A 20563-nucleotide genomic window follows, 5' to 3' on the forward strand; every position below is an offset into this window, starting at 1 on the left:
GGACTGAGCTATGACGAATCCGTTCGAAAACCCCGACGGTGTCTACCGGGTGCTCGTGAACGACGAGGGTCAGCACAGCCTGTGGCCGGACTTCGCGACCGTCCCGGACGGCTGGCGGACCGCCTTCGGCCCGGAGGCGCGGCAAGCCTGCCTGGACCACATCGAGCAGAACTGGACCGACCTGCGCCCGCTGTCGCTGATCAGGTCGCAAGAATCTTGAAGCCTCGGCGGGGGATCCAGGGTTCCCCGCCGAGGTCTGCGGTTAGCTGGACTTTGCTTGCCGTGTGAGGCGCTGGCGCGGGATGTTCCAGCTCTTCTTCAGTGCGCGCCGGTGCGGTCCGGCAGGAGTTGAGCCGCGAGTGAGTGCGCGGTGGCGGTGAGCGTGGCCGTGTCCAGTCCGGTCCGGCTCATGAACACGAGCCCTTGTTGCGCGGCCAGGAGGGCGCGCGCCAGTGCGATCGGATCCGCTCCGAACGGCAGGTCGCCCTCGCGTTGGGCACGCGCGACGCAGTCGCCGATCAGCGCGGTGGACGTCTCGTAAGTGCGGTGGGCGTGGGCGAGGACTTCCGGATCGGCGTTGCCGAGTTCGCAGGTGCTGTTGGCCATGAGGCAGCCGCGCCGCGTGCCGGTCGGGTCGTCGATCGGCGCCTCGAGGAGCAGGCGCAGTGCGTCCAGGGCTCGCGGCGTCTCGGAGAGGGCTTTCCGGAGGGCGTCATGCTTGTCGTCGGTGTAGCTGCGCAGCGCCCGGAGGAAGAGCTGGCGCTTGTCGCCGAACGCTGCGTACAGGCTGCCTTTGCCCAATCCGCTGACCCGCATCAGGTCTTCCAGCGAGGTCGCGGCGTAACCGGCATCCCAGAACTGATCGCGGACGGCGTTGAGCACCTGTTTCTCGTCGAACGTGCGCGGACGTGCCATGCCGACCAGGGTAAAGGTTCTTGACCGTGCGGTCCACCATCCTTATGGTGGACCGCACGGTCAAGAACTCCGCGGCACGTCGCGGCCAGGGGAAAGCGGGAAGCACATGGGAAAGCTGGACAACAAGGTGGCGATCGTGACCGGCGGGTCGCGGGGGATCGGGGCGGCGTCGGCGCTGGCGCTGGCCGACGAGGGAGCCGACGTCGCGATCAGCTATTCGTCCTCGGCGGATCGGGCCGAGGCCGTGGTCGCCGACCTGGAGGCGAAGGGGGTGCGCGCGGCGGCTTTCCGGGCCGACCAGGCGGACGCGGCGCAGGCAGCGGGCCTGATCGGGCGGGTGGTCGAGCGGTTCGGAAAGCTGGACATCCTGGTCAACAACGCGGCGGTGGGCGGCGGCGATCTCGTCGGCAGCGAGCTTGTCGACGAGGCTGCCGTCGAGCGGCAGCTCGCGGTCAACTACACCAGCGTGGTGGCCGGGATCCAGGCGGCGGTGCCGTTGCTGCCTGAGGGCGGGCGGATCGTCAGCGTCAGCTCGGGGGTGGCCGCCCGGGCGGGTTTCCAGGGGATGGCGTATTACACGGGCACGAAGTCGGCGCTCGAAGGCTTCAGCCGGGGCGCGGCCCGCGATCTGGCGCACCGGGGCATCACGGTCAACGTCGTCCAGCCCGGGTTTGTTGACACCGAAGGAAACCCCGCCGACGGTCCGGCGGCGTCCATGTTCCTTCCGACTGCGGCGATGGGGCGGTACGGCAGGCCGGAGGAGATTGCCGCGGGCGTCGTCTTCCTTGCCAGCCCGCAGGCCTCGTACGTCACCGGTGCGGTGCTGAGGATCGACGGCGGATACGCCGCATAGCCCCGGTCGCGCGGGATCACCCCGTGCTGCGCAGGCCGGCCCAGGCGGTCCAGAGCGTGGCGTACCGGCCGCCGGCCGCGACCAGTTCGTCGTGCGTCCCCGATTCGACGACCGCACCGGCGTCCAGGACGACAATCCGGTCTGAAGCGGCGGCCTGGGTCAGGCGGTGCGCCACGATCAGGCCGGTGCGTCCTTCGAGCGCGGCGGCTGCGGCGGATTCGAGCGTTTTCGCGCCCGCGCTGCCTGCCTCGGCCGTCGCTTCGTCGAGGATCGCCACCGGTGGGTCGGCGAGCACCAGGCGGACCAATGCCAGCTGCTGAGCCTGCGTGACGGTCAGCCGATGCCCGCCCTCGCCGACGACCGTCGCGAGTCCCTCCGGCAACGCTTCGACCCACTCGGCCGCGCCGACTTTGGCAAGCGCGGCTTGGAGATCCTCGTCGCTGGCTTCGGGAGCGGCGAGGCGAAGATCGTCCGCCAGCGGGCCGCTGAAGACGTGCACTTCCTGGCTGATCAACGCGACCGCGCGACGGGTGGCGGCCGGGCCGAGCTGGTCGAGCGGAACGCCGCCGATCGACACCGTGCCCGTGCCGGCCTGGTGGATTCCGGCGATCAGCTTGGCCAGCGTCGTCTTCCCGGCCCCGCTCGCGCCGACCAGCGCGACCCGTTCGCCGGGGGCGACTTCGAGATCGACGTCGCGCAGTACCGGATGGTCGTCCACATAGGAGTGTCCAAGGCCGGCTGCTTTTACTGACGCGTCGACCGGACGGCCCACCCGGGCCGGTTCGGCCGGTGAAGGGAGATCTGCCACCCCGATGAGCCGGGACAGGCTCGCGGTCGCCGCCTGTGCGTCGTCTACCAGCGCGAGTGCGGTGTTGATCGGCCCGAAGAGGCTGTGGAAGTACAATGCGGCGGCCGTCGCGACCCCGACTGTCGCGAGATTCGCGCCCACCAAAAGAAAACCAGTCGCGAGCACCGCCGACAGGCCGACGAATTCAGCGAGATTCAGCCGCCCGTAGAAGCGGGTGCCGAGGCGAACTCCGCGCAGAGCCAGCTTCACCGCGCCGTTGGACCGTTCGCGGACTCGCTCGACGTGCGCGTCCGCGAGACGGAACGCGCGGACCGTCTTGGCGCCGCCGATGGTGTCGAGAAGCTGTTGCTGCTGAGCGCCGACGGCGGCTCGCTGAGCGGCGTACAGCGGGGTCGCGCGGCGGACGTACCAGCGGACGGTGTGGAGTTGGATCGGGACAGCCAGCAGGGCCGCGGCGAGGAAACGCCAGTCGAGGATCGCCATCGCGACCAGGGTGAGGACGATCGTCAGCACCGAACGGGCCAGCGCGGGCAGCGCCTGGCGGACTGCTTCGGCGACGACCGAGACGTCGTTGGTGACGCGGGTGGTGAGGTCGCCGGAACCGGCCTTTTCGACCTGTTCGAGCGGGAGGCCGAGCGCGCGGTCGATGAAGCGTTCGCGCAGATCGGCGAGCATGGTTTCGCCGAGCCGGGCGAGCATCGAGACGCCGATGGCGGTGGCGGCCGCGGACGTCACGGCGACCAGAACAAGCCCGGCCACCGGGTACGCGAGCGCGGACGCGGGCTGCCGGGTGGCGACGAGGTCGACGACGCGGCCGAGCAGAGGAGCGGTGAGCAGGCCGATCGCGGTCGCGCCGACGACGAAGGCGAAGGACCCGGCGGCGCGGGCTTTCGCCTGCCGGAGGAGGTCGAGGAGGACGGCCCGGATGCGCGGTCCGGTGGCGACGGGGAGGAGTTCGCGTTCGGTCATGGGAGGATCGGGGTTCGGTGGGCTGTCTCGGCGGGGGCAAGTTCGGCGGTGAGGTTCGTATTCGGCCATGAGGGGGCCGTCGTTCGGTGGGCTGTCTCGGTGGGGATTGGTTCGGCGAGGGGCTCGCGTTCGGTCACCGCCGATCGGCAGTTCGCTTCGGCGCGGACGAGGTTGGAGTGGCGGCTGTCGGCGACGGGCAAGGGTTCGCGTTCGGTCATGGAGGACTGTCGCTGGCGGGCCGGTTCGGCGCGGACGAGGTTGGAGTGGCCGCTTTCGGCGAGGTGCAGGGGTTCGTTTTCGGTCACGTGAGCGCTGCCGTTCGGTGGGCGGCCTTGGCGGGTGCGTGGCTGCGTTTGGCGACGGGGCGGGGCGCATGTTCGGTCATACGAGGATCGCCGTTCGGTGGGGCCGTCTCGGCGGGGGCGAGTTCGGTGATGGGGTTCGTGTTCCGCCATGAGGGGGCCGTCGTTCGACGGGCTGCTTTGGCGGGGGCGAGGTTGGCGTGGCTGCGTTCGGCGGGGAGGGGTTCGTGTTCGGTCACGACAGCACCGCCGCTCGGTAGGTCGCTTCGGTGCGGACCAGTTCGGCGTGGCTGCCTTCGGCGACGATCCGGCCGTCTTCGATCAGGGCTACTCGGTCGGTCGCGGCGAGCAGAGCGGGGCTGGTGGTGATCACGATGGTGGTGCGGGTTCGGCGCAGGTCCGCGAGTCCGGTGGCGATGCGGGCTTCGGTGACGGTGTCGACGGCGGTGGTCGGATCGTGCAGCACCAAAACTGTCGCTTCCGCGGCGAGGGCGCGCGCGAGGGCGACGCGTTGTCGCTGCCCGCCGGACAGCGATCGGCCGCGTTCGGTGATCGTGGTGGCGGTGCCGGACGGGAGGGTCGCGGCGACCTCGTCGGCGGCGGAGGCGGTGAGCACTCCGTCGGGGATGGCGGGCATTCCGCCGCGGACGTTGTCTTCGACCGTGCCCTCGAACAGATCGGCGTCGTGCGCGGCGACGAGGACGACGTCGCGGAGCCGGTCTGGGTCCACAGTGGACAGGTCGGCCGCGTCGATGCGGACGGAGCCGGTGCTGGGGTCGGCGAAGCGGCCCAGGCAGTCGAGGAGATCGGTGGCCGTCGCGGGGTCGGTGGTGACGATGCCGAGCAACTCGCCGGGTGGGACGGTGAGGGTGAATTCGCGGAGTTTTCCGTGCGATACGGAGGAAAACGTCACGGTGCCGCGCACCGGGGCGGGCAGGCCGGCGGTTCCGTCCGGGACGGCTGGTGGCGCGCTGAGTACCGCGGCGACTCGGCCGGCGGAGGCGCGGCCTTGGGCGAGTTGGCCGTTGACCCAGGCGAAGATGGTGAACGGGGTCTGCAGGAACTGGGCCAGTCCGACTGCGGCGACCAGGTCGCCGACCGAAATCTCGCCGTTCGCCGCCAGCGAGCCGCCGGCTAGTGCGACGATCGCGATGAAGATTCCGGTGAGCGCGAGCAGAGCGCCGTTGTGCCAGGCCTGGGCGCGGGCCGCGCGGATGGTCGCCTGGAGGGAATTCCGGCTGGTGCGCCGATAGCGCGCGGTCGCCGTCGATTCCGCGCCGATGCCCTTCAGCACGCGCAGCCCGCTGACGAGATCGGCGGCGACGCCCGAGGCGTGCGCGGCGCGTTCCTGCTCCAGTTCGCTGCGCTTCTCGAGGGGTTTGCCGATGAGATGGGCGAGGAAGAGCAGCGGCGGGGTGCCGAGGAGGACGAGCAGCCCGAGCGGCACCGACATCCGGAGGAGCGCGACCGCGCTCACGACCAGTCCGGCGAGCGCCGCGATGCCGAACGGGAGCACCGCGTTGATCATCCCGACGCGGCGGGCGTCCGACGTCCCGACGCTCACCAATTCCCCGGCCAGCGACCCCGTTTCCGCACCGCCGCGAGGATGCAGGACCCGGCGGCTGACGGCGAGCCGGATCTCGTGCGCGGCGCGTTCGGAGGCGCGCTCGGCGGCTCGTGCGCCGAAGCGGTAGCTGTAGGAGAGGACGAGGAAGACGACCGCGAGTACGGCCAGCCAGCCCAGGAGGGTGAGGGCGGAACTGTCGCTTACGGCGCGGTCCAGCACGACGCCGACTACCACCGGGACGAGCGCTTCGCCGCCCTGGTGGCCCGCGGCGAGGACGGAGGCGGCGAGGACGGATTTCCGTTGGCCGGTGACGGCGTTGCGGAGGACGTCGCGGCCGGTCGTGGGTGGGGTGGCGGTCACCGGGGCCTCCGCGCGAGGCGGGCGGAGGTCGGGCGGCTGGCGGCGAGGGCCGAGGTCGGTTGCCCGGTCGCGCTGGGTGGCGCGTCCGCTCCGGTCGTGCGTGCGGTCGTGGTCACCGGCCCCCTCCGTTCCTGCGGGCGAGGCTGGCCGTTCGCCGATTGCTCCCGTTTGTCCCGCCAGATGCGAAGGCTAGCCTAACCTTCGTGGCGCGGGCCGGCGAGAACCGGGCCTACCGGTGGGCGTCGCGACCGGCGGGCTCTGCTTCCGGCGGCTGTTCTTCAGCCGACACGGCTGGTTCGGGCTCGCCGAAGCGGGCCAGCGCCAGTGCTGCGGCCACCGCGAGCACGAACCCGATCAGTGCGACGACAGCGAAACCAGGCCGGGTCCGGTCGCCCAGCAGGACGACGCCGATCAGCGACGGCATGACCGTTTCGCCGAGCACCATCATCGCGGTGGCGGTGGTGACGCTGCCGCGTTGCAGTGCGGTGGCGAAGAACAGCATGGCCAGCGCGCCCGCGACGGCGACGACGTACAAGGCGGGATCGCGCAGCAGGTCCAGGGGCGCGAGGCTGGGGATGACCCGTCCGGCCACTGCGACGAGGCCGAAGCACAGTCCGGCGACCAGCCCGAGGCCAGCCGTGCGGACGCGGTCGCCGGCGCGTCCCACGAGGAGTCCGGCGATCCCGAGTACGACGGCGGCACCGGCGAGAGTGAGGCGGAAGCCCAGGCCGACTTCGCTCGAGCCCTCGCTTTCGGCCGAGGAACCCAGCAGCGCGAGACCGGCACAGACGACGCCGACAGCGGTCCATTCCCGTGCGCCGAGCCGGACGCCAAACACCCGCACTGCGACGGCGGTTACCGCGAGGCTCGCGGCTTGCGTGGCTTGCACGAGAAACAGCGGCAGGACGTGCAGGGCGGCGATCTGGGCGACGAAGCCGACACCGTCGAGCAGGAGGCCGACGACGAACTTCCACTGCCGCAGCACTCGCAGCAGCAGGCGCGGGTCGACCCCGGCACCGCCCTCGTCGGGCGCGGCCTTCGCGGCCACCGCTTGCATGACCGAAGCGACGCCGTAGGCCACCGCGGACAGCAGCGCGCACAGAAATCCCCACACCATGACGCCGAGCGTATTCCTCTCCGGCGCCAGTAGGGTCGGGGCCATGGCGGAGGTAGAACGCGTCTGGCCGGATCCGCTCGACGGCGACGAGTTGACCGTGCAAACGCGCTTCCTGGACTTCCTGCGGGCGACCGCGGTGCGGAAGGTCGCCGGGCTGACCCGGGAGCAGGCGGCCGCGACGCCGTTGCCGAGTTCGCCCCGGACCAGCGCGCTCGGCGTGCTCAAGCACCTGACCGCGGTCGAGCGGTGGTGGCTGGTGATCGAGGCGGGCGGGGCCGACGAGCCGTCGCTGTGGCCGGGGTCGCCCGATCCGAGCTGGGATTTGACACCCGAAGACGACGTCGCCGGGGTCGTCGCGGCCTATTGCGCGGAGCGGGAACGAGCGGCGGCGGCGCTGGCGGGGTTGACGCCGGAGGACCGGACGCGGCGGTCCGGGGAGTTCACCGTCCGCTGGGTGCTGGCGCACGTCGTGCAGGAGACCGCGCGGCACGTCGGGCATCTCGACGCGCTGCGGGAGCTCGCCGACGGCTCCGTGGGGGAGTGAGCGGCGACCGTTAGGCTGCGGGGCATGGCAGACCAGCTCTACTTCCGCCAACTGCTCGCCGGCCGCGACTTCGCCGTCGGGGATCCCGTCGCGACCCAGATGGTGAATTTCGCTTACCTGATCGGGGACCGCGAATCGGGCGAGGCGGTGCTGGTCGACCCGGCGTACGCGGTGGGCGACCTGGTCGAGACGCTGGAGTCCGACGGGATGCGGCTGACCGGCGTGCTCGCCACCCATCACCACCCCGACCACGTCGGCGGCGACATGATGGGCTTCTCGCTGCCGGGCATCGCCGAACTGCTCGCGCTGCGGCCGGTGCCGATCCACGTCAACGCGCAGGAAAGCGAGTGGGTGCGCCGGGTGACCGGCGTGTCGGACGCCGACCTGCGCGCCCACGAGCACGACGACGTCGTGACAGTCGGCTCCATCGACATCCGGCTGCTCCACACGCCCGGGCACACCCCGGGAAGCCAGTGCTTCCTGGTCGGCGATCGGCTGGTTTCCGGGGACACGCTGTTCCTGGAGGGCTGCGGCCGGACCGACTTCCCCGGCGGCGACGCGGACGCGATTTTCCGCAGCCTGCAATGGCTGGCGACGCTTCCGGGCGATCCGGTGGTGTATCCAGGACACCAGTATTCGCCGGAGTCTTCGGCGTCGCTGTCGCGGGTGAAGGGGACGAATTTCGTGTTCCGGCCTCGGTCGCTGGAGGAGTGGCGGCTGATGTTCGGCGGCTGAGACAGGGGTCGGAGCGGAGAACGCTTGCTGTGTCGCGAAAAGGTACATGGTGATCTTGTACCGCACGGCCCCGACAATTTCGGGCATCGAGTGTCCGCCCAGCGGCGCTCCGGTGCGGAGCGTGATCACGACCGAAGCTCCGTAATGCTCTCGCCGCAGGGCATCCCATGTTCGGCGACAAGCCGGGAAACCCGTCTCGTATCCCGGGCATTCGCGTACCCGACCGGTGAACAAAGCCCGTACACCGGCGCGCCGGTTCCAGTGCGTGAGAGCCGCCCGGGCCGACATTGACTTCACCCGTCCGGGGATCGAAGCTCGGGGGCATGAAGCGCGGCGTCCTCCTCGTGTGCCGCCTGCACGTCGACCTCCGGCAGCAGGCGAGCGCGGTCTGTCTGTCCCGCCGCTGAATCCTGTTTCCCTGAACCGAAAACCCCACCCGGGAGAAATCCGTGTCGATTTCCACCACGGGCGTGCTGCCGCGCGCCGAAACGGCCGCGCCTAAGCGCGCGCAGCGGCGGCGATGGCCGTCGCTGCGGCGCTGGATCAGCCCGGTCGTGCTGGTCGCGGCGTGGCAGATCGCCAGCTCGACCGGCGCGTTGCCGCCCGACAAACTCAGTTCGCCGTGGACTGTTCTGCAAGCAGGCGTCGACGTCGCCCGCAGCGGCGAACTCGGCAGTGCCTTCGTTGTCTCGCTGGGCCGCGTCGGCGCGGGGTTCGCGCTAGGAGCGCTGGTCGGACTGCTCCTCGGGGCCGTCTCGGGGTTGTCCCGCTGGGGCGAGGCGCTGGTCGACCCGCCGGTGCAGATGCTGCGCACCTTGCCGTTCCTCGGATTGATCCCGTTGTTCATCCTGTGGTTCGGGATCGGCGAAGAGACCAAAATCGTGCTGGTGGCGCTGGGCGTGGCGTTTCCGTTGTATCTGAATGTCCACTCGGGAATCCGCACCGCCGACCCGCAGCTCGTGGAAGCCGCGCGGGCGCTGGGATTCACCCGCGGCGAACGGTTGTGGCACGTCGTTCTGCCGGGTGCGCTGCCGCAGGCGCTGGTCGGGCTGCGGCAGTCGCTCGGGGTCGCGTGGCTGGCGCTGATCGTCGGCGAAACGGTGAACGCGGACGCCGGGATCGGTTACCTCATCAACAATGCCCGCGAATTCCTGCGCACCGACGTCGTGGTGGTCGGGCTCGTGGTCTACGCCGTGCTGGGCCTCGTCACCGACGCGCTCGTCCGGCTGCTCGAAAGGAGGGCTCTGCGATGGCGAGCCCGGTAGTCGAGGTCCGTGACCTCGCGAAGAAGTTCGGCGACCGGACTGTCCTCAACAGACTCAACCTGGACATCGGCCGCGGCGAGTTCGTCGCGTTGCTCGGGCGCAGCGGGTCCGGGAAGTCGACGCTGCTGAAGGTGCTGGCCGGGCTGGACCAGGAGATCGAGGGCACCGCCAGCGTGGACGGGACGGTTTCCGTCGCGTTCCAGCAGCCGCGGTTGCTGCCGTGGCGCAAGGTCTGGCGCAACATCGTGCTCGGTCTGCGTCAGGACAACGACCGCGCCGTCGCGGAAAAAGCGCTGGCGGAAGTGCAGCTGGCGGAGCACGCTGACAAATGGCCGCTCACGCTCTCCGGCGGTGAGGCGCAACGGGTTTCGCTGGCGCGGGCGCTGGTCCGCGAGCCGGATCTGCTGCTCCTGGACGAACCCTTCGGCGCCCTCGACGCGTTGACCCGGCTGGCGATGCACCGTCTGGTCGAAGACCTGTGGCGCACGCATAAACCCGCAGTACTGCTGGTGACGCACGACGTCGACGAAGCGCTCGTGCTCGCCGACCGGATCCTCGTCCTGGGCGAAGGGCACATCGTCGCCGAACACGTTCTCGACCAGCCGCGTCCGCGGAAGGCCGCCGACCATGCCGAGGTGCGCAGCCGCGTCCTGGCCGATTTGGGAGTGACCGAAGGTGCACCTGCGTAATGTCCTGGCCGCGGCGCTTCTGCTGACCGGGCTCACCGCCTGCTCGTCGTCCACTTCGGACGGTCGTGCGCCGGTGCCCGCGGCGGTGTCGCCGGCGGACCTGAAGAAGGTCACGCTTCGCGTGGGCGATCAGAAGGGCGGGGTGAAATCCCTGCTCACGGCGGCGAATCAGCTGAGCGGTACGCCGTACCGGGTCGAATGGTCGACCTTCACCTCCGGGCCGCCGTTGCTGGAGGCGGCTTCGGCGGGCGCGATCGACGTCGGCCGGGTGGGCAATACGCCGCCGATTTTCGCGGCGGCGTCGAAGGCGAAGATTTCCGTGGTGAGCGTGGCGAAGAGCAACGTGGAGCGGGAAACCATTCTGGTGCCGCCGGATTCGCCGCTGACCGATGTCGCGTCCTTGCGGGGCAAGACGGTCGGCGTCGCGAAGGGGAGTTCAGCGCACGGGCAGTTGCTCAACACGCTGAAGAAGGCCAGTTTGTCCACAAAGGACATCAAGATCTCGTTCCTGCAGCCGTCCGAGGCGTTCGCCGCGTTCACCCAGCACCAGATCGACGCCTGGGCGATTTGGGACCCGTACACCGCGCAGGCCCAGCTCGAGGCGCACGCCCGGGTGCTCGCCGATGGTCGTGGTGCGTCCAACGGGCTCGCCTTCGAGACCGCCAGCACCACCGCGCTGGCCGATCCGGGCAAGAACTCGGCGATCAAGGATTTCGTGCAGCGCGTGGTGAAAGCCCAGTTGTGGGCCAATTCGCATCCGGACGAATGGGCGCGCGCGTGGGCGGCGGAAACCGGGCTGAAGCCGGAGGTGGCGAAGAAGGCCGTTTCCGCCGGACGGGACCGGCCGATTCCGCTGGACGATTCCGTCGTCGCGTCCGAGCAGCAGCTCGCCGACGCGTTCACGAACGAAGGCACGCTGCCCGGGAAGGTCGACTTCGCGGCGTTCGTCGACCGCCGTTACGGGCCCGACATCGAGGCCGCGAGGAGGAACGGATGAGCGTCAAACTGCACTGGTTCCTGCCGACCACCGGGGACGGCCGGACGATCGTGGAACGCTTCCACGCCAACAAATCCCAGGGTCCGAGCGCGCAACGGCCGGCGGATCTGGACTATCTCGCGCAGGTCGCCCGCGCGGCCGAGCGGCTCGGCTTCGAGGGCGTGCTGACCCCGACCGGGACCTGGTGCGAGGACGCCTGGCTGACCACCGCCGCGCTGATCCGCGAGACGAACCGGTTGAAGTTCCTGGTCGCGTTCCGCCCGGGCGTCATCTCGCCGACGCTCGCCGCGCAGATGGCGGGCACGTTCCAGCGCCTGTCCGGCGGCCGGGTCCTGCTGAACATCGTGACCGGCGGCGACGCGATCGAACAGCGCCGCTTCGGCGACTGGCACGACCACGACGCCCGCTACGCCCGGACCGACGAGTTCCTGTCGATCGTCCGCGGCGTGTGGTCGGGCAAGCCGTTCGACTTCGACGGCGACCACCTGCGCGTCGAAGGGGCCACGACGCTCGCCGCGCCGGATCCGGTGCCGCCGCTGTACTTCGGCGGGTCCTCGGCGGCGGCGCTTCCGGTCGCCGCGCGGCACGCCGATGTGTACCTGACCTGGGGCGAGCCGCCCGCGCAGGTCGCGGAGAAGATCGGCAAGGTGCGGGAACTGGCGGAGCAGGAGGGTCGCACGGTGCGGTTCGGGGTCCGGCTGCACACGATCGCGCGCGACACTTCGGCGGAGGCTTGGGCGGAGGCGCAGAAGCTGCTCGACGCGTTGAACCCGGAGCAGATCGCCAAGGCGCAGGCGCAGCTGGCGGCGAGCGAGTCGGTGGGGCAGCGGCGGATGGTCGCGCTGCACGGCGGCAAAGCCGGGACGACTGCGCGGGATCTGGAGATCCATCCGCATCTGTGGGCCGGGATCGGGCTGGTCCGCGGCGGTGCGGGGACGGCGCTCGTGGGCAGTTACGCGGAGATCGCGGATCTGATCGAGGAGTACCACGACGCCGGGGTGTCGGAGTTCGTGCTGTCCGGGTATCCGCATTTGGAGGAGGCGTACTGGTTCGGCGAGGGGGTGCGGCCGGAGCTGGCGCGGCGCGGGTTGCTGGAGGAAGCGCCGGTGTTGCGGGCGGTGCCGGGGGAGCAGGCGGTGGCGGCGCAGTAGGGACGGTCGTGAGTGGCGATGCCGGTTAGGTCCGGGAGAAACACTCAAGAGCTCCCGCGCGCTCGGGCTCGTGCCGACCGATGTGACAGCGTCGGCGGTGCGCCAACCTGGGCATCGTGAGTGGCGATGCCGGTTCTCACCGGCGCAGACACTCACGAGAGCAGGTGGGGCACCTCGTTCCGGCGGCGCAGCGCGAGGTGCATCATCGCGCGGCCGCCGAGTTCGAGGTCGTCCTCCAGTGCCTTCATCGCGGTCTCCCCGCCGGTGCGGAGCTGGCCGACGAGATGCCGGTGCGTCGTCGCCAGGTGCTGCGCCGAGGACTCGGCCCGGATCGTCGCGAGCATGCAGTTGAGTTCGTTCGCGCAGGCCCGGTGCGCGGCGACGACACGAGGGTTTCCGCTGGCGGCCACGATTTCCGCGTGCACCGCGCTGTGCGCCTCGATCACGTGCCGCCACGGGGTTTCGGCGGTCATCGCCTCCAAACACCGCACCGCCTCGTCGACGGCGTCGAAGTCCGCGCCTTGGAGCAGTGCCAGGCGCAGCGCGCCCAGTTCCAGGATCGACCGGTACGAGCACATCGCGTCGATGCGGTCCGAGGTCACCGCGGGCACGACGATTCCCTTGTTGCGCTGGTGTTCGAGAAGCCCCTCGGACACCAGCGTCTGCAGCCCGGACCGCACCGAATGCCGTCCGGCGCCGAACCTCGCGCTCAGCGACTCCTCGGTGAGCCGCGTTCCGGGTTCGAGGACGCCGTCGAGGAGATCGTCGCGGAGGGCTTGCGCGATGCCGCCCGGCGTACTACCCGCCTGATCGCGCACTTCGCCACTCGTTTCAGCAGAACTTCCCACAGCCACTGCCGATCTTAGCCGAGCCCACCGTCAACCTCGGGCGGGCAGCCGAAGGGTGGCGTGTTCCGAGCTGATCTCGGCGGTGCGCACGACGCCGAGAAGCCGCAACGTGCGCGTGTACTCGGCGCGGAGGATCTCGATCGCGCGGTCGACGCCCTGCTCTCCGGCCGCCATCAGGCCGTACAGGTAAGCCCGGCCCACCATCGCCGCCGACGCGCCCAGTGCCCGAGCGGCGACCAGGTCGGCGCCGGTCCGGACGCCGGTGTCGAGGATGATCTCGCAGTCGTCTCCGACCGCGTCGACGACGCGCGGCAGCAGTTCGAGCGGGGTCGGCGCGCGGTCGAGCTGGCGGCCGCCGTGGTTCGAGAGCACGAGCGCGTCGACGCCGGAACCGGCCATCACCTCGGCGTCCGTGACGCTCTGGATCCCTTTGACGATCAGCTTTCCCGGCCACAATTCGCGCAGCCACCGCAGGTCTTCGATGGTCAGGGACGGGTCGAACATCGTGCCGATCAGCTCTTCGACCGTGCCGTCGAAGTTGTTCAACGCGGCGAACTGCAGCGGTTCGGTGGTCAGCAGGTTCATCCACCAGGACGGCCGCACGGCGATCCCGGCGAGCGTGCGGACGGTCAGCGTGGGCGGGATGGTCAGTCCATTCCGGACGTCGCGCATCCGCGCCCCGCCGATCGGGGTGTCGACGGTCAGGACCAGCGCTTCGTACCCAGCTCGCGCCGCGCGTTCGACCAGCGCTTCGCTCGCGGCGCGGTCTTTCCAGAGGTAGAGCTGGAACCACTGCCGCGCGGATGGCGCACACGCCCGGACGTCTTCGAGATCGGTGGTGCCCATTGTCGAGAGCACGTACGGGATCCGGGCGCGAGCGGCCGCGCGGGCGACGGCGATCTCGCCCTCGTGGTGCATCATGCGCGTGAAACCGGTGGGTGCGAGCACGAGCGGCAAGGCCGACTGTCCACCGAGGACGGACGTCGACGGGTCTACGTCGGTGACGTCCTGCAGCACGCGCGGATGCAGTTCGACGTTTTCGAAGGCCTGCCGTGCCCGGCCGATGCTGATCTCCTGCTCGGCAGCGCCGTCGACGTAGTCGAAAACGGGCCGGGGAGTGCGGCGGCGCGCGATGGTGCGCAGGTCGTCGATGGTGTGCGCGGCGGCGAGACGGCGCTCGCGGACGTCGAACCTCGGCTGCCGGAACTTGAGCAGCGGCCGGATCTCCGACGGCCGGGGCAGCCGCCGCTTGATCGTCCGCCGGGGCAGGTGCTCGGGTTCGAACGTGGTCATCCGCTGCCTCCTGGCCGCCGAGGAAATCGGTACACAATGTGCGAGCCGAAAAAGACTTGCTGCGCCGCCATTTTCGGAACTTATGGGCAGGGCGAGTCAAGCACGGTTCCGGCTTGATCGCAAGGATTGTGACACAATCTGCTCAGCGGTGAGCGGCCTCCAACGCGCCGAGAGTGTCGAGATCGTGCTCGAGCGCGTGCCGGGCCAGCGCGGTCCGGTTCGGGCAGTCGAGCTTCACCAGCGACGATTCGACGTGGCTGCGCACCGTCCTGATGGCAATCCCGAGCGCGGCCGAGATCCGCTCGTTCGACCAACCACGGGCCACGAGACCGACGACGTCCAGCTCCCGGCCGGTCAACGGCCCGGGCTCAGGTACGCGGGAAATCCGCAGCAGCACGCCGTCCGGAGGGCGCACCCGCGCCAGCACCCGCCACCAGACGCCGTCCGCGTCCCGGTGGTGGAATCCGGTCCGCTCGGTCAGCGCACCCTGCGCGGCGAGCCGGAGCTCGCGCTCACTGAGCGGCAGCTGATCCACAGCGGCAGCGCGCACTTCGATCTGAGTCCGCGAGACGAGCAGTACGGCGTCGGCGGCGGAATCGCCCGGTTCGGCGCCGGGGTCGGCCAGCGCGGCGAAATCGTGCGACAACATCGTGAGCGCGAGGACGGATCCGTCGTCCAGCGGGCGGTCGTGCGTCGAACTCAGCGCTACGAAACTCCGCTCCGGACCAGTACCCGGCGCGAGCGGCAGCGTGACGCCCTCGCGGAAACCGTAGGGCTGAATGCCCTCTCGGTACGTCCTTGTCTCGTGGACCTCCGGGATGTCAACGAAACGCAGCGGCAGACCCAACCGGGCCGCGCGCGAGTGGATCGGGCATTTCCACCGGTAGGTCGTGGTCATGTAGCCGAGCATGTCCGCCGGATAACCGAGGTTGACCGTCGCGGTGCGTTGTTTGGTGCCGCTCACCAACGCGACGCAGGCGAAACCGAGCTTGTCCCGCACCGCGCGGAGCGGAGTTTCGACAGGCAGTTCGCCGCGGCCCGCCGCGCGCACCTCCTGAGCGAGCCGAGCCCACCACTGCACATCCGCGGCCATGTTCCGAACCTCCGCTGCCGGACGGAGCATGAACGCCCGCCGTCCGGAATGTCAACGGGGCGCACATCGGAGGCGCGGGCGGAACGGCTTTTCGGCCGATGCGACCGCAGGCACCCGCTCGTAGCGTTCCGGATCCCCGGCTGAAGGAGATTCGATGAACATCGACGAATACGCCGCCCTCGACGCGACCGCGCTCGCCGCGGTCATCGCCTCCGGCGAGGTCGCCGCCGAGGAGGTCGCCGCGCTGGCGGTCGAGGCCATCGGCAAGGTGAACCCGGAGCTGAACGCGGTCGCCGACGGCCCGTTCGAGCGCCCGCTGGACTACGCGCCCGACGGCCGGTTCGCCGGGGTTCCGTTCGCGATCAAGGACCTCGTCCTGCACGCCGCCGGAGTGCCGACCCGGATGGGCACGCGGCTGCTCGGCAAGGGCGTCGTGCCGCCGGAGGACACCCATCTGATGGAGCGGTTCCGCGCGGCGGGTCTGGCGACGCTGGCCGTCACGACCACGCCGGAGCTGGGGTTCAACGGCAACTCCGAAGCGCCGGCCTACGGTTCGACCCGCAATCCGTGGAACACCGGGCACAGCGCCGGCGGATCCAGCGGCGGTTCGGCGGCGCTAGTCGCGGCCGGCGCGCTCCCGATCGCGCACGCCAACGACGGCGGCGGCTCGATCCGGGTGCCCGCCGCCTGCAACGGCCTCGTCGGGCTGAAGCCAACGCGCGGCCGGGTGCCCGCCGGGCCGGACTTCGCCGATCCGCTGTACGGAATGGGCGTCGAACTCGCGGTGTCGCGGACGGTCCGGGACACCGCCGCGCTGCTGGACGAGGTGGCGGTGAGCTATCCGGGCGACCCGTACGTCCTCGCGCCGCCCGCGCGCCCGTGGCTGGACGAAGTCGGTGCCGATCTGGGGCGGCTCAGGATCGCGGTGCACACCGAATCCTGGGCGGGCAGCTACGTCGACCCGGAGGTGGCGCGCGCCGTCGAGGCGACCGCTGAGGTGCTCGAAGCGGCGGGCCATCACGTCGAACGCGCGACGCCGGTCTTTGAGTGGGAGCCGTTCCTGGACGCGAATCACGTGCTCTGGTGCGGATTCCTGGCCGGTGCGGTCGCCGGGATCGAAGAGATAACCGGGGTCGCGGCCGGCCCGGAGAACCTCGAACGCACGTCGTGGGCGTGCGTCGAATACGGCCGCTCGGTCAGCGGGATGGAACTGACCGCGGCTTTGGGTGCGATGAACGTCGTTTCCCGTGCGGCAGGCCGGTTCTTCACCGGATACGACCTGCTGCTGACCCCGACGATGAACACCCCGGCCCTGCCGCTGGGCCGCCTGGACGCGAACGCCGATCTGGCCGCGGCAGACTGGACCCGACAGCTTTTCGACGCCTGCACGTTCACGCCGTTGTTCAACCAGACCGGTGCGCCCGCGATCAGCCTTCCGCTCGGGCAGTCCTCGCAGGGCTTGCCGATCGGGGTTCAGTTGGGCGGCCCGGTCTGTTCGGAGTCGTTGCTGCTGCGGGTCGCGGCGTTCCTGGAAGAGGCGATGCCGTGGGCGGACCGGCGGCCCTCGGTGCACGCCGCCGGGTGACTCACTGTGCCCGGCAGGTCCGGAGGTAGCTGAGGAACGACGACTGCAGGCCAGTCACATGCGTTTCGCGCAGGACTGCGGTGGTGACGTTTCCGCCGTGAGCCTTGAGGCGGTGCAGGAAGGTCGCCGTGTGCTTCGCGAGGCTTTGGTAGACGGCCAGATCTCCGAACAGCTCCTGGTCGTTGACCGTCACGTGCAGCTTGGCGGCAGGCAAATTGTCGCCGAGCTCGGCAAGCTGGGCGAAAACCTGACTGTCCTCGCCGATGACGCCAGGGCTGCCCGCTCCGATGCTTTCGAAGAGCGGGCAGCCGCTGAGCCAGGCGTAGAGACTGAAAAGCCCGCCGTAGGAGTAGCCGAAGAGACCGTGCCCGCTCGGGGCCGCGTGGTAGGCGCGTTCGATCCGCGGGTGCAGTTCCTCGGCGAGGAAGGCCAGGAACGCGTCGGCGCGGCTGTCGCGCAGTTCGGCGAGGTAGGCGTCGGCCTCCTCGCGCGTCATCCTGCCCGTTTCGATTCCCATCTCCACGGCATCGACGAACTCCTGGGCGATCGGCTCGCCGGGCGGCACGAGATCCCGGTTGCGCAGCCGCGCCCAATCCTGCGCTTCCTCGCCCGCGTAACCGACGCTGACCTGGAGATAAGGCTGGATCGGCTGCATCGGATCCGCCTGAGTGACGATGAGCGGAGCCGTCAGGCCCACGGCCCAGTTGCCGTCGAGCACGTACACGACCGGCGCCCGCGTCTTGGTGTGGTCGTAGCCCGGCGGCGTGGTGACCCAGATGCCGTAGGTGTGCCCGCTGCGGGACCGCATTTCGAAGTAGTCGGTGCCGGCGAGGCAGCCTTGCCACAGAGTGCTCATCGGAGGTCCTTTACGACGCGTCCGGCTTGGACGACGACAACGGCGTTCGCGGGGTCGGCGAACAGGTTCGGATTTTCGAGCGGATTTCCGTTCCACAGCACGAGATCCGCCTGCAAGCCCGGCGCGATGACCCCCACCTCGCCGGACAGGCCCAGGATCTCGGCGTTGGTCTTCGTGGCCGCGACGAGAGCTTCCATCGGCGTCTCCAGGTCTGCGCGCAATGCGAGCTCTTCTCCTCGGCGGTCCTGAGCGGGACCGATGAGATCAGATCCGAGCCCGATCCGCACCTCGGCTTCCTTGGCCGCGGCGAGCGCCTCGGCCATCCGCTCGCGAACACCAAGCGCCCGATCGCGGATCGACGCGCCCAGGCCGGCTTCGGCGGTGTCGCGCAGCAGGTGCTCGACGACAGCGAACGTCGGCACGAGGGCGACGTCGTGCGCGGCCATCAGAGCGGCCGTGGACTCGTCGATATCGGTACCGTGCTCGACACAGCGCACCCCGGCCTCGACCGCGTTCCGGATGCCTTCGTTGTTGTGCGCGTGCACCGTCACGTAAGTGCCTCGTGCCGCGGCTTCTTGGACGGCGACGGCGATTTCTTCCACGGTGAACTGGGTGTCGGTCAGCTTGTCGTGCGCGCTGACCACGCCGCCGGTCACGCAGAGCTTCAGGAAGGAGGCTCCGCGACGGAAGGCCTCGCGGACGTTGCTGCGCAGCTCGTTCGCGTTGCCCGACATCATCGACAGGGCGGCCAGGCCGGGAATGTGATGGCCGCTCCACAGCTCGGTGGGCTCCCATTCGGCTCCGTAGTAGCCGTGCCCGCCGGTCTGGCACTGGACCGGTCCGCACGACAGCACGCGCGGTCCCCGGACCTTGCCCTTGGCGATCGTGGTGACGACGCCGCCGTCGATCCCGCCGGTGTCGCGGACGGTCGTGAAGCCCGCGTCGAGGGTGGCGCTGGCGGTGGCGAAGATGTCCGCCGCGATCTCGGCGGCGCTCAGCTGATACGAGAACTGCGACTGGATCGGGCTGGAGAGGCCCAGGTGGACGTGGGCGTCGATCAGGCCGGGCGTCATGGTCAGCCCGGTCGCGTCGAGGCGTTCGCCGGAGCCGTCAGGCTGGGTGATCCGCCCGTCCTCGACGGCGACGGTGCCGTCTGCGGGATCGCGGCCCGATCCGTCGAGGACTGTCGCGCCGACTATCTGCAGACGTCCCACGAGCCGTTCCCTTCGCCGTTGCCGCGTTCTTTTCCAATGGATAAACTGTGCGAGTGAGCCTGTCAAGCACGGAAGGCAAAGGCGATGCCCGCGGGCGTCTCCTGACCCGGCTTCTCGACGCCTTCGACGGGACGCTTCCGTCGCCGGAGGTGTCGCTTCGGGAGGTTGCCGCCAGGGCCGAGACCAGCCACGCCCTGCTCCGCTACCACTTCGGGTCGCTCCCGGGCGTCTTGGCGGCCATGCTCGGGGAGCAGCGATCCCGGGACAACGAGGAGCTTTTCAAGACTGCCCGGCAGGGCACTTTCGCCGATCTCGTCGTGGCGATCTGGCGGACCTACACGCGCCCGGAGCAGCTGTCGCGCGTTCGCGGGTTCTTTCACGTCACCGGGCTGGCCGCGTACCGGCCGGAGGACTTTCGCGAGTTCATCGATTCGCTCGACGACCTGACCAAGATGCTGGCCTCGCTCGCGCAACGCGAAGGGCTCGCCGCCGAGGAAGCGCTGACCAGGGCCGCTGTAACCGTCGCCGCGATGCGCGGCCTGCTCTTGCAGGAGGTCTTGACTCCAGGGGCTTACTCGGAGGAGGCCCTTGCGCTGATCCTGCGGATAGGCAAAGGGAAGCCTTGATCAGGTTTCGGAGACAGTCCGGGACAACGCCAGCGCCACTGTCCGGACCGCGGGCGCGACCCGTTCGGTCCGCATCCGGGTCGCCCATCCGGAGATCGACACCGCGGCCACGGCGAGTCCGTTCGCGTCGACGAGCGGGCTCGCCGCACACACCACGCCTACGCCGGATTCCTCGCGCTCGAACGCAATCCCGTCTTCCCGGATCCGCGCCAGCTGACGCCGCAGCAACCCGGGCGCGGTGATCGTCCGCGGGCTGACCCGGGGGAGTCCGGCCTCGATCACGCGCGTCACGACGTCGTCGGGGGAGCAGGACAGGATCGCCTTCCCGACCCCGGTCGCGTGCGCCGGAAAGCGCCCGCCGGTCCGCGAAGGCAGATCCGGCGCGTCCGGGCCGCGCAGCACGTCCAGGTAGACCACCTCGGTGCCCTCCAGCACCGCGAGGTGGACCGTGTTCCGCGTGGCCTCCCGCAGATCCGCCAGGTACGGCCGCGCCGCCTCCACCAGGCCGCGGCGGCGCACCGCGAGCTGACCGATCTCGAACAGCCGCAGCCCGAGCCGGACCGAGGTGCCGTCGCGTTCCAGCAGGCCGGTGTCGGCCAGGTGTCCGGCCAGCCGGTGCACGGTCGTCTTCGCGAGGCCGGTCCGGCGTGCCAGTTCCGAGACGCCCAGCGCGTCGTCGCCGGGGCGGAAGGCCTCCAGCACGGCGGCGACGCGCGCGGTCACGAGCCCGTCGCCGTTCCGTCCAGTGGTACGCATGGGTTGAGTGTGCCCCATCC

At 70.2% G+C, this 20563-nt stretch carries 20 protein-coding genes; 10 read left to right on the plus strand and 10 right to left on the minus strand.

The window, feature by feature from the left end:
- Positions 1-10: 10 nt before the first annotated feature.
- Positions 11-220, plus strand: coding sequence for an MbtH family protein (locus ACFXI3_RS02210; protein WP_378397516.1), 210 nt, complete (start codon positions 11-13; stop codon positions 218-220).
- A gap of 98 nt (positions 221-318) precedes the next feature.
- On the opposite strand, the gene ACFXI3_RS02215 is transcribed toward ACFXI3_RS02210, so the two are convergent.
- Positions 319-915, minus strand: coding sequence for a TetR/AcrR family transcriptional regulator (locus ACFXI3_RS02215; protein ID WP_378397517.1), 597 nt, complete (start codon positions 913-915; stop codon positions 319-321).
- Between the two features lie 106 nt (positions 916-1021).
- Between ACFXI3_RS02215 and ACFXI3_RS02220 the strand changes: the two genes are divergently transcribed.
- The gene (locus ACFXI3_RS02220; RefSeq protein WP_378397519.1) at positions 1022-1768 is read left to right on the plus strand and encodes an SDR family NAD(P)-dependent oxidoreductase; all 747 of its coding nucleotides are present in this window, start codon (positions 1022-1024) and stop codon (positions 1766-1768) included.
- 16 nt (positions 1769-1784) lie between these two features.
- Here the strand turns inward: ACFXI3_RS02220 and ACFXI3_RS02225 are convergent, their stop codons facing one another.
- The 3 genes from ACFXI3_RS02225 to ACFXI3_RS02235 all read right to left on the minus strand — a co-directional run bounded on the left by ACFXI3_RS02225 (position 1785) and on the right by ACFXI3_RS02235 (position 6891).
- Positions 1785-3545 (minus strand): ABC transporter ATP-binding protein, encoded by a 1761-nt coding sequence (locus ACFXI3_RS02225; RefSeq protein WP_378397521.1) that lies wholly within the window; start codon positions 3543-3545, stop codon positions 1785-1787.
- A 537-nt stretch (positions 3546-4082) separates the two neighbouring features.
- On the minus strand, positions 4083-5774 hold the full coding sequence (locus tag ACFXI3_RS02230) for an ABC transporter ATP-binding protein (protein WP_378397522.1): 1692 nt from the start codon (positions 5772-5774) through the stop codon (positions 4083-4085).
- Positions 5775-6003: 229 nt separating this feature from the next.
- On the minus strand, positions 6004-6891 hold the full coding sequence (locus tag ACFXI3_RS02235; RefSeq protein ID WP_378397523.1) for a DMT family transporter: 888 nt from the start codon (positions 6889-6891) through the stop codon (positions 6004-6006).
- 43 nt (positions 6892-6934) lie between these two features.
- Here ACFXI3_RS02235 and ACFXI3_RS02240 point away from each other — a divergent pair, with 43 nt between their 5' ends.
- From ACFXI3_RS02240 to ACFXI3_RS02265, 6 genes are all read left to right on the plus strand, one after another.
- Positions 6935-7435, plus strand: a complete 501-nt coding sequence (locus tag ACFXI3_RS02240; protein ID WP_378397524.1) for a DUF664 domain-containing protein — start codon at positions 6935-6937, stop codon at positions 7433-7435.
- Between the two features lie 24 nt (positions 7436-7459).
- Complete coding sequence (locus ACFXI3_RS02245; protein ID WP_378397525.1) at positions 7460-8170, plus strand: MBL fold metallo-hydrolase; 711 nt, start codon at positions 7460-7462, stop codon at positions 8168-8170.
- A 449-nt stretch (positions 8171-8619) separates the two neighbouring features.
- Complete coding sequence (locus ACFXI3_RS02250; RefSeq protein ID WP_344276004.1) at positions 8620-9435, plus strand: ABC transporter permease; 816 nt, start codon at positions 8620-8622, stop codon at positions 9433-9435.
- Positions 9420-10124 (plus strand): ABC transporter ATP-binding protein, encoded by a 705-nt coding sequence (locus tag ACFXI3_RS02255; RefSeq protein ID WP_378397527.1) that lies wholly within the window; start codon positions 9420-9422, stop codon positions 10122-10124. Before ACFXI3_RS02250 ends, ACFXI3_RS02255 begins: the two co-directional genes overlap by 16 nt.
- Positions 10111-11121: an ABC transporter substrate-binding protein gene (locus ACFXI3_RS02260; RefSeq protein WP_378397528.1), complete on the plus strand. Its 1011-nt coding sequence runs from the start codon at positions 10111-10113 to the stop codon at positions 11119-11121. The genes ACFXI3_RS02255 and ACFXI3_RS02260 overlap by 14 nt, the downstream gene beginning before the upstream one ends.
- On the plus strand, positions 11118-12272 hold the full coding sequence (locus ACFXI3_RS02265; protein ID WP_378397530.1) for an LLM class flavin-dependent oxidoreductase: 1155 nt from the start codon (positions 11118-11120) through the stop codon (positions 12270-12272). Before ACFXI3_RS02260 ends, ACFXI3_RS02265 begins: the two co-directional genes overlap by 4 nt.
- A 152-nt stretch (positions 12273-12424) precedes the next feature.
- Here ACFXI3_RS02265 and ACFXI3_RS02270 read toward each other — a convergent pair whose 3' ends face one another.
- The 3 genes from ACFXI3_RS02270 to ACFXI3_RS02280 all read right to left on the minus strand — a co-directional run bounded on the left by ACFXI3_RS02270 (position 12425) and on the right by ACFXI3_RS02280 (position 15506).
- On the minus strand, positions 12425-13090 hold the full coding sequence (locus ACFXI3_RS02270) for a GntR family transcriptional regulator (protein WP_378397531.1): 666 nt from the start codon (positions 13088-13090) through the stop codon (positions 12425-12427).
- A 60-nt stretch (positions 13091-13150) separates the two neighbouring features.
- Positions 13151-14413, minus strand: coding sequence for an alpha-hydroxy-acid oxidizing protein (locus tag ACFXI3_RS02275; protein WP_378397533.1), 1263 nt, complete (start codon positions 14411-14413; stop codon positions 13151-13153).
- A gap of 142 nt (positions 14414-14555) precedes the next feature.
- Positions 14556-15506: a response regulator transcription factor gene (locus ACFXI3_RS02280; protein WP_378397534.1), complete on the minus strand. Its 951-nt coding sequence runs from the start codon at positions 15504-15506 to the stop codon at positions 14556-14558.
- Positions 15507-15660: 154 nt separating this feature from the next.
- Between ACFXI3_RS02280 and ACFXI3_RS02285 the strand changes: the two genes are divergently transcribed.
- The gene (locus ACFXI3_RS02285) at positions 15661-17091 is read left to right on the plus strand and encodes an amidase (protein WP_378397536.1); all 1431 of its coding nucleotides are present in this window, start codon (positions 15661-15663) and stop codon (positions 17089-17091) included.
- 1 nt (position 17092) lies between these two features.
- Here the strand turns inward: ACFXI3_RS02285 and ACFXI3_RS02290 are convergent, their stop codons facing one another.
- Positions 17093-17947 (minus strand): alpha/beta hydrolase, encoded by an 855-nt coding sequence (locus ACFXI3_RS02290; RefSeq protein WP_378397537.1) that lies wholly within the window; start codon positions 17945-17947, stop codon positions 17093-17095.
- Positions 17944-19161: an amidohydrolase family protein gene (locus ACFXI3_RS02295; RefSeq protein ID WP_378397538.1), complete on the minus strand. Its 1218-nt coding sequence runs from the start codon at positions 19159-19161 to the stop codon at positions 17944-17946. Before ACFXI3_RS02295 ends, ACFXI3_RS02290 begins: the two co-directional genes overlap by 4 nt.
- Positions 19162-19214: 53 nt before the next feature.
- Between ACFXI3_RS02295 and ACFXI3_RS02300 the strand changes: the two genes are divergently transcribed.
- Positions 19215-19787 (plus strand): TetR/AcrR family transcriptional regulator, encoded by a 573-nt coding sequence (locus ACFXI3_RS02300; protein ID WP_378397539.1) that lies wholly within the window; start codon positions 19215-19217, stop codon positions 19785-19787.
- On the opposite strand, the gene ACFXI3_RS02305 is transcribed toward ACFXI3_RS02300, so the two are convergent.
- The gene (locus ACFXI3_RS02305) at positions 19788-20543 is read right to left on the minus strand and encodes an IclR family transcriptional regulator (protein WP_378397540.1); all 756 of its coding nucleotides are present in this window, start codon (positions 20541-20543) and stop codon (positions 19788-19790) included. It lies immediately after the preceding gene.
- Between the last annotated feature and the right edge of the window lie 20 nt (positions 20544-20563).

It is taken from the genome of Amycolatopsis sp. NPDC059235 (genome assembly GCF_042754125.1).
Classification (GTDB): Bacteria; Actinomycetota; Actinomycetes; order Mycobacteriales; family Pseudonocardiaceae; genus Amycolatopsis; species Amycolatopsis albidoflava.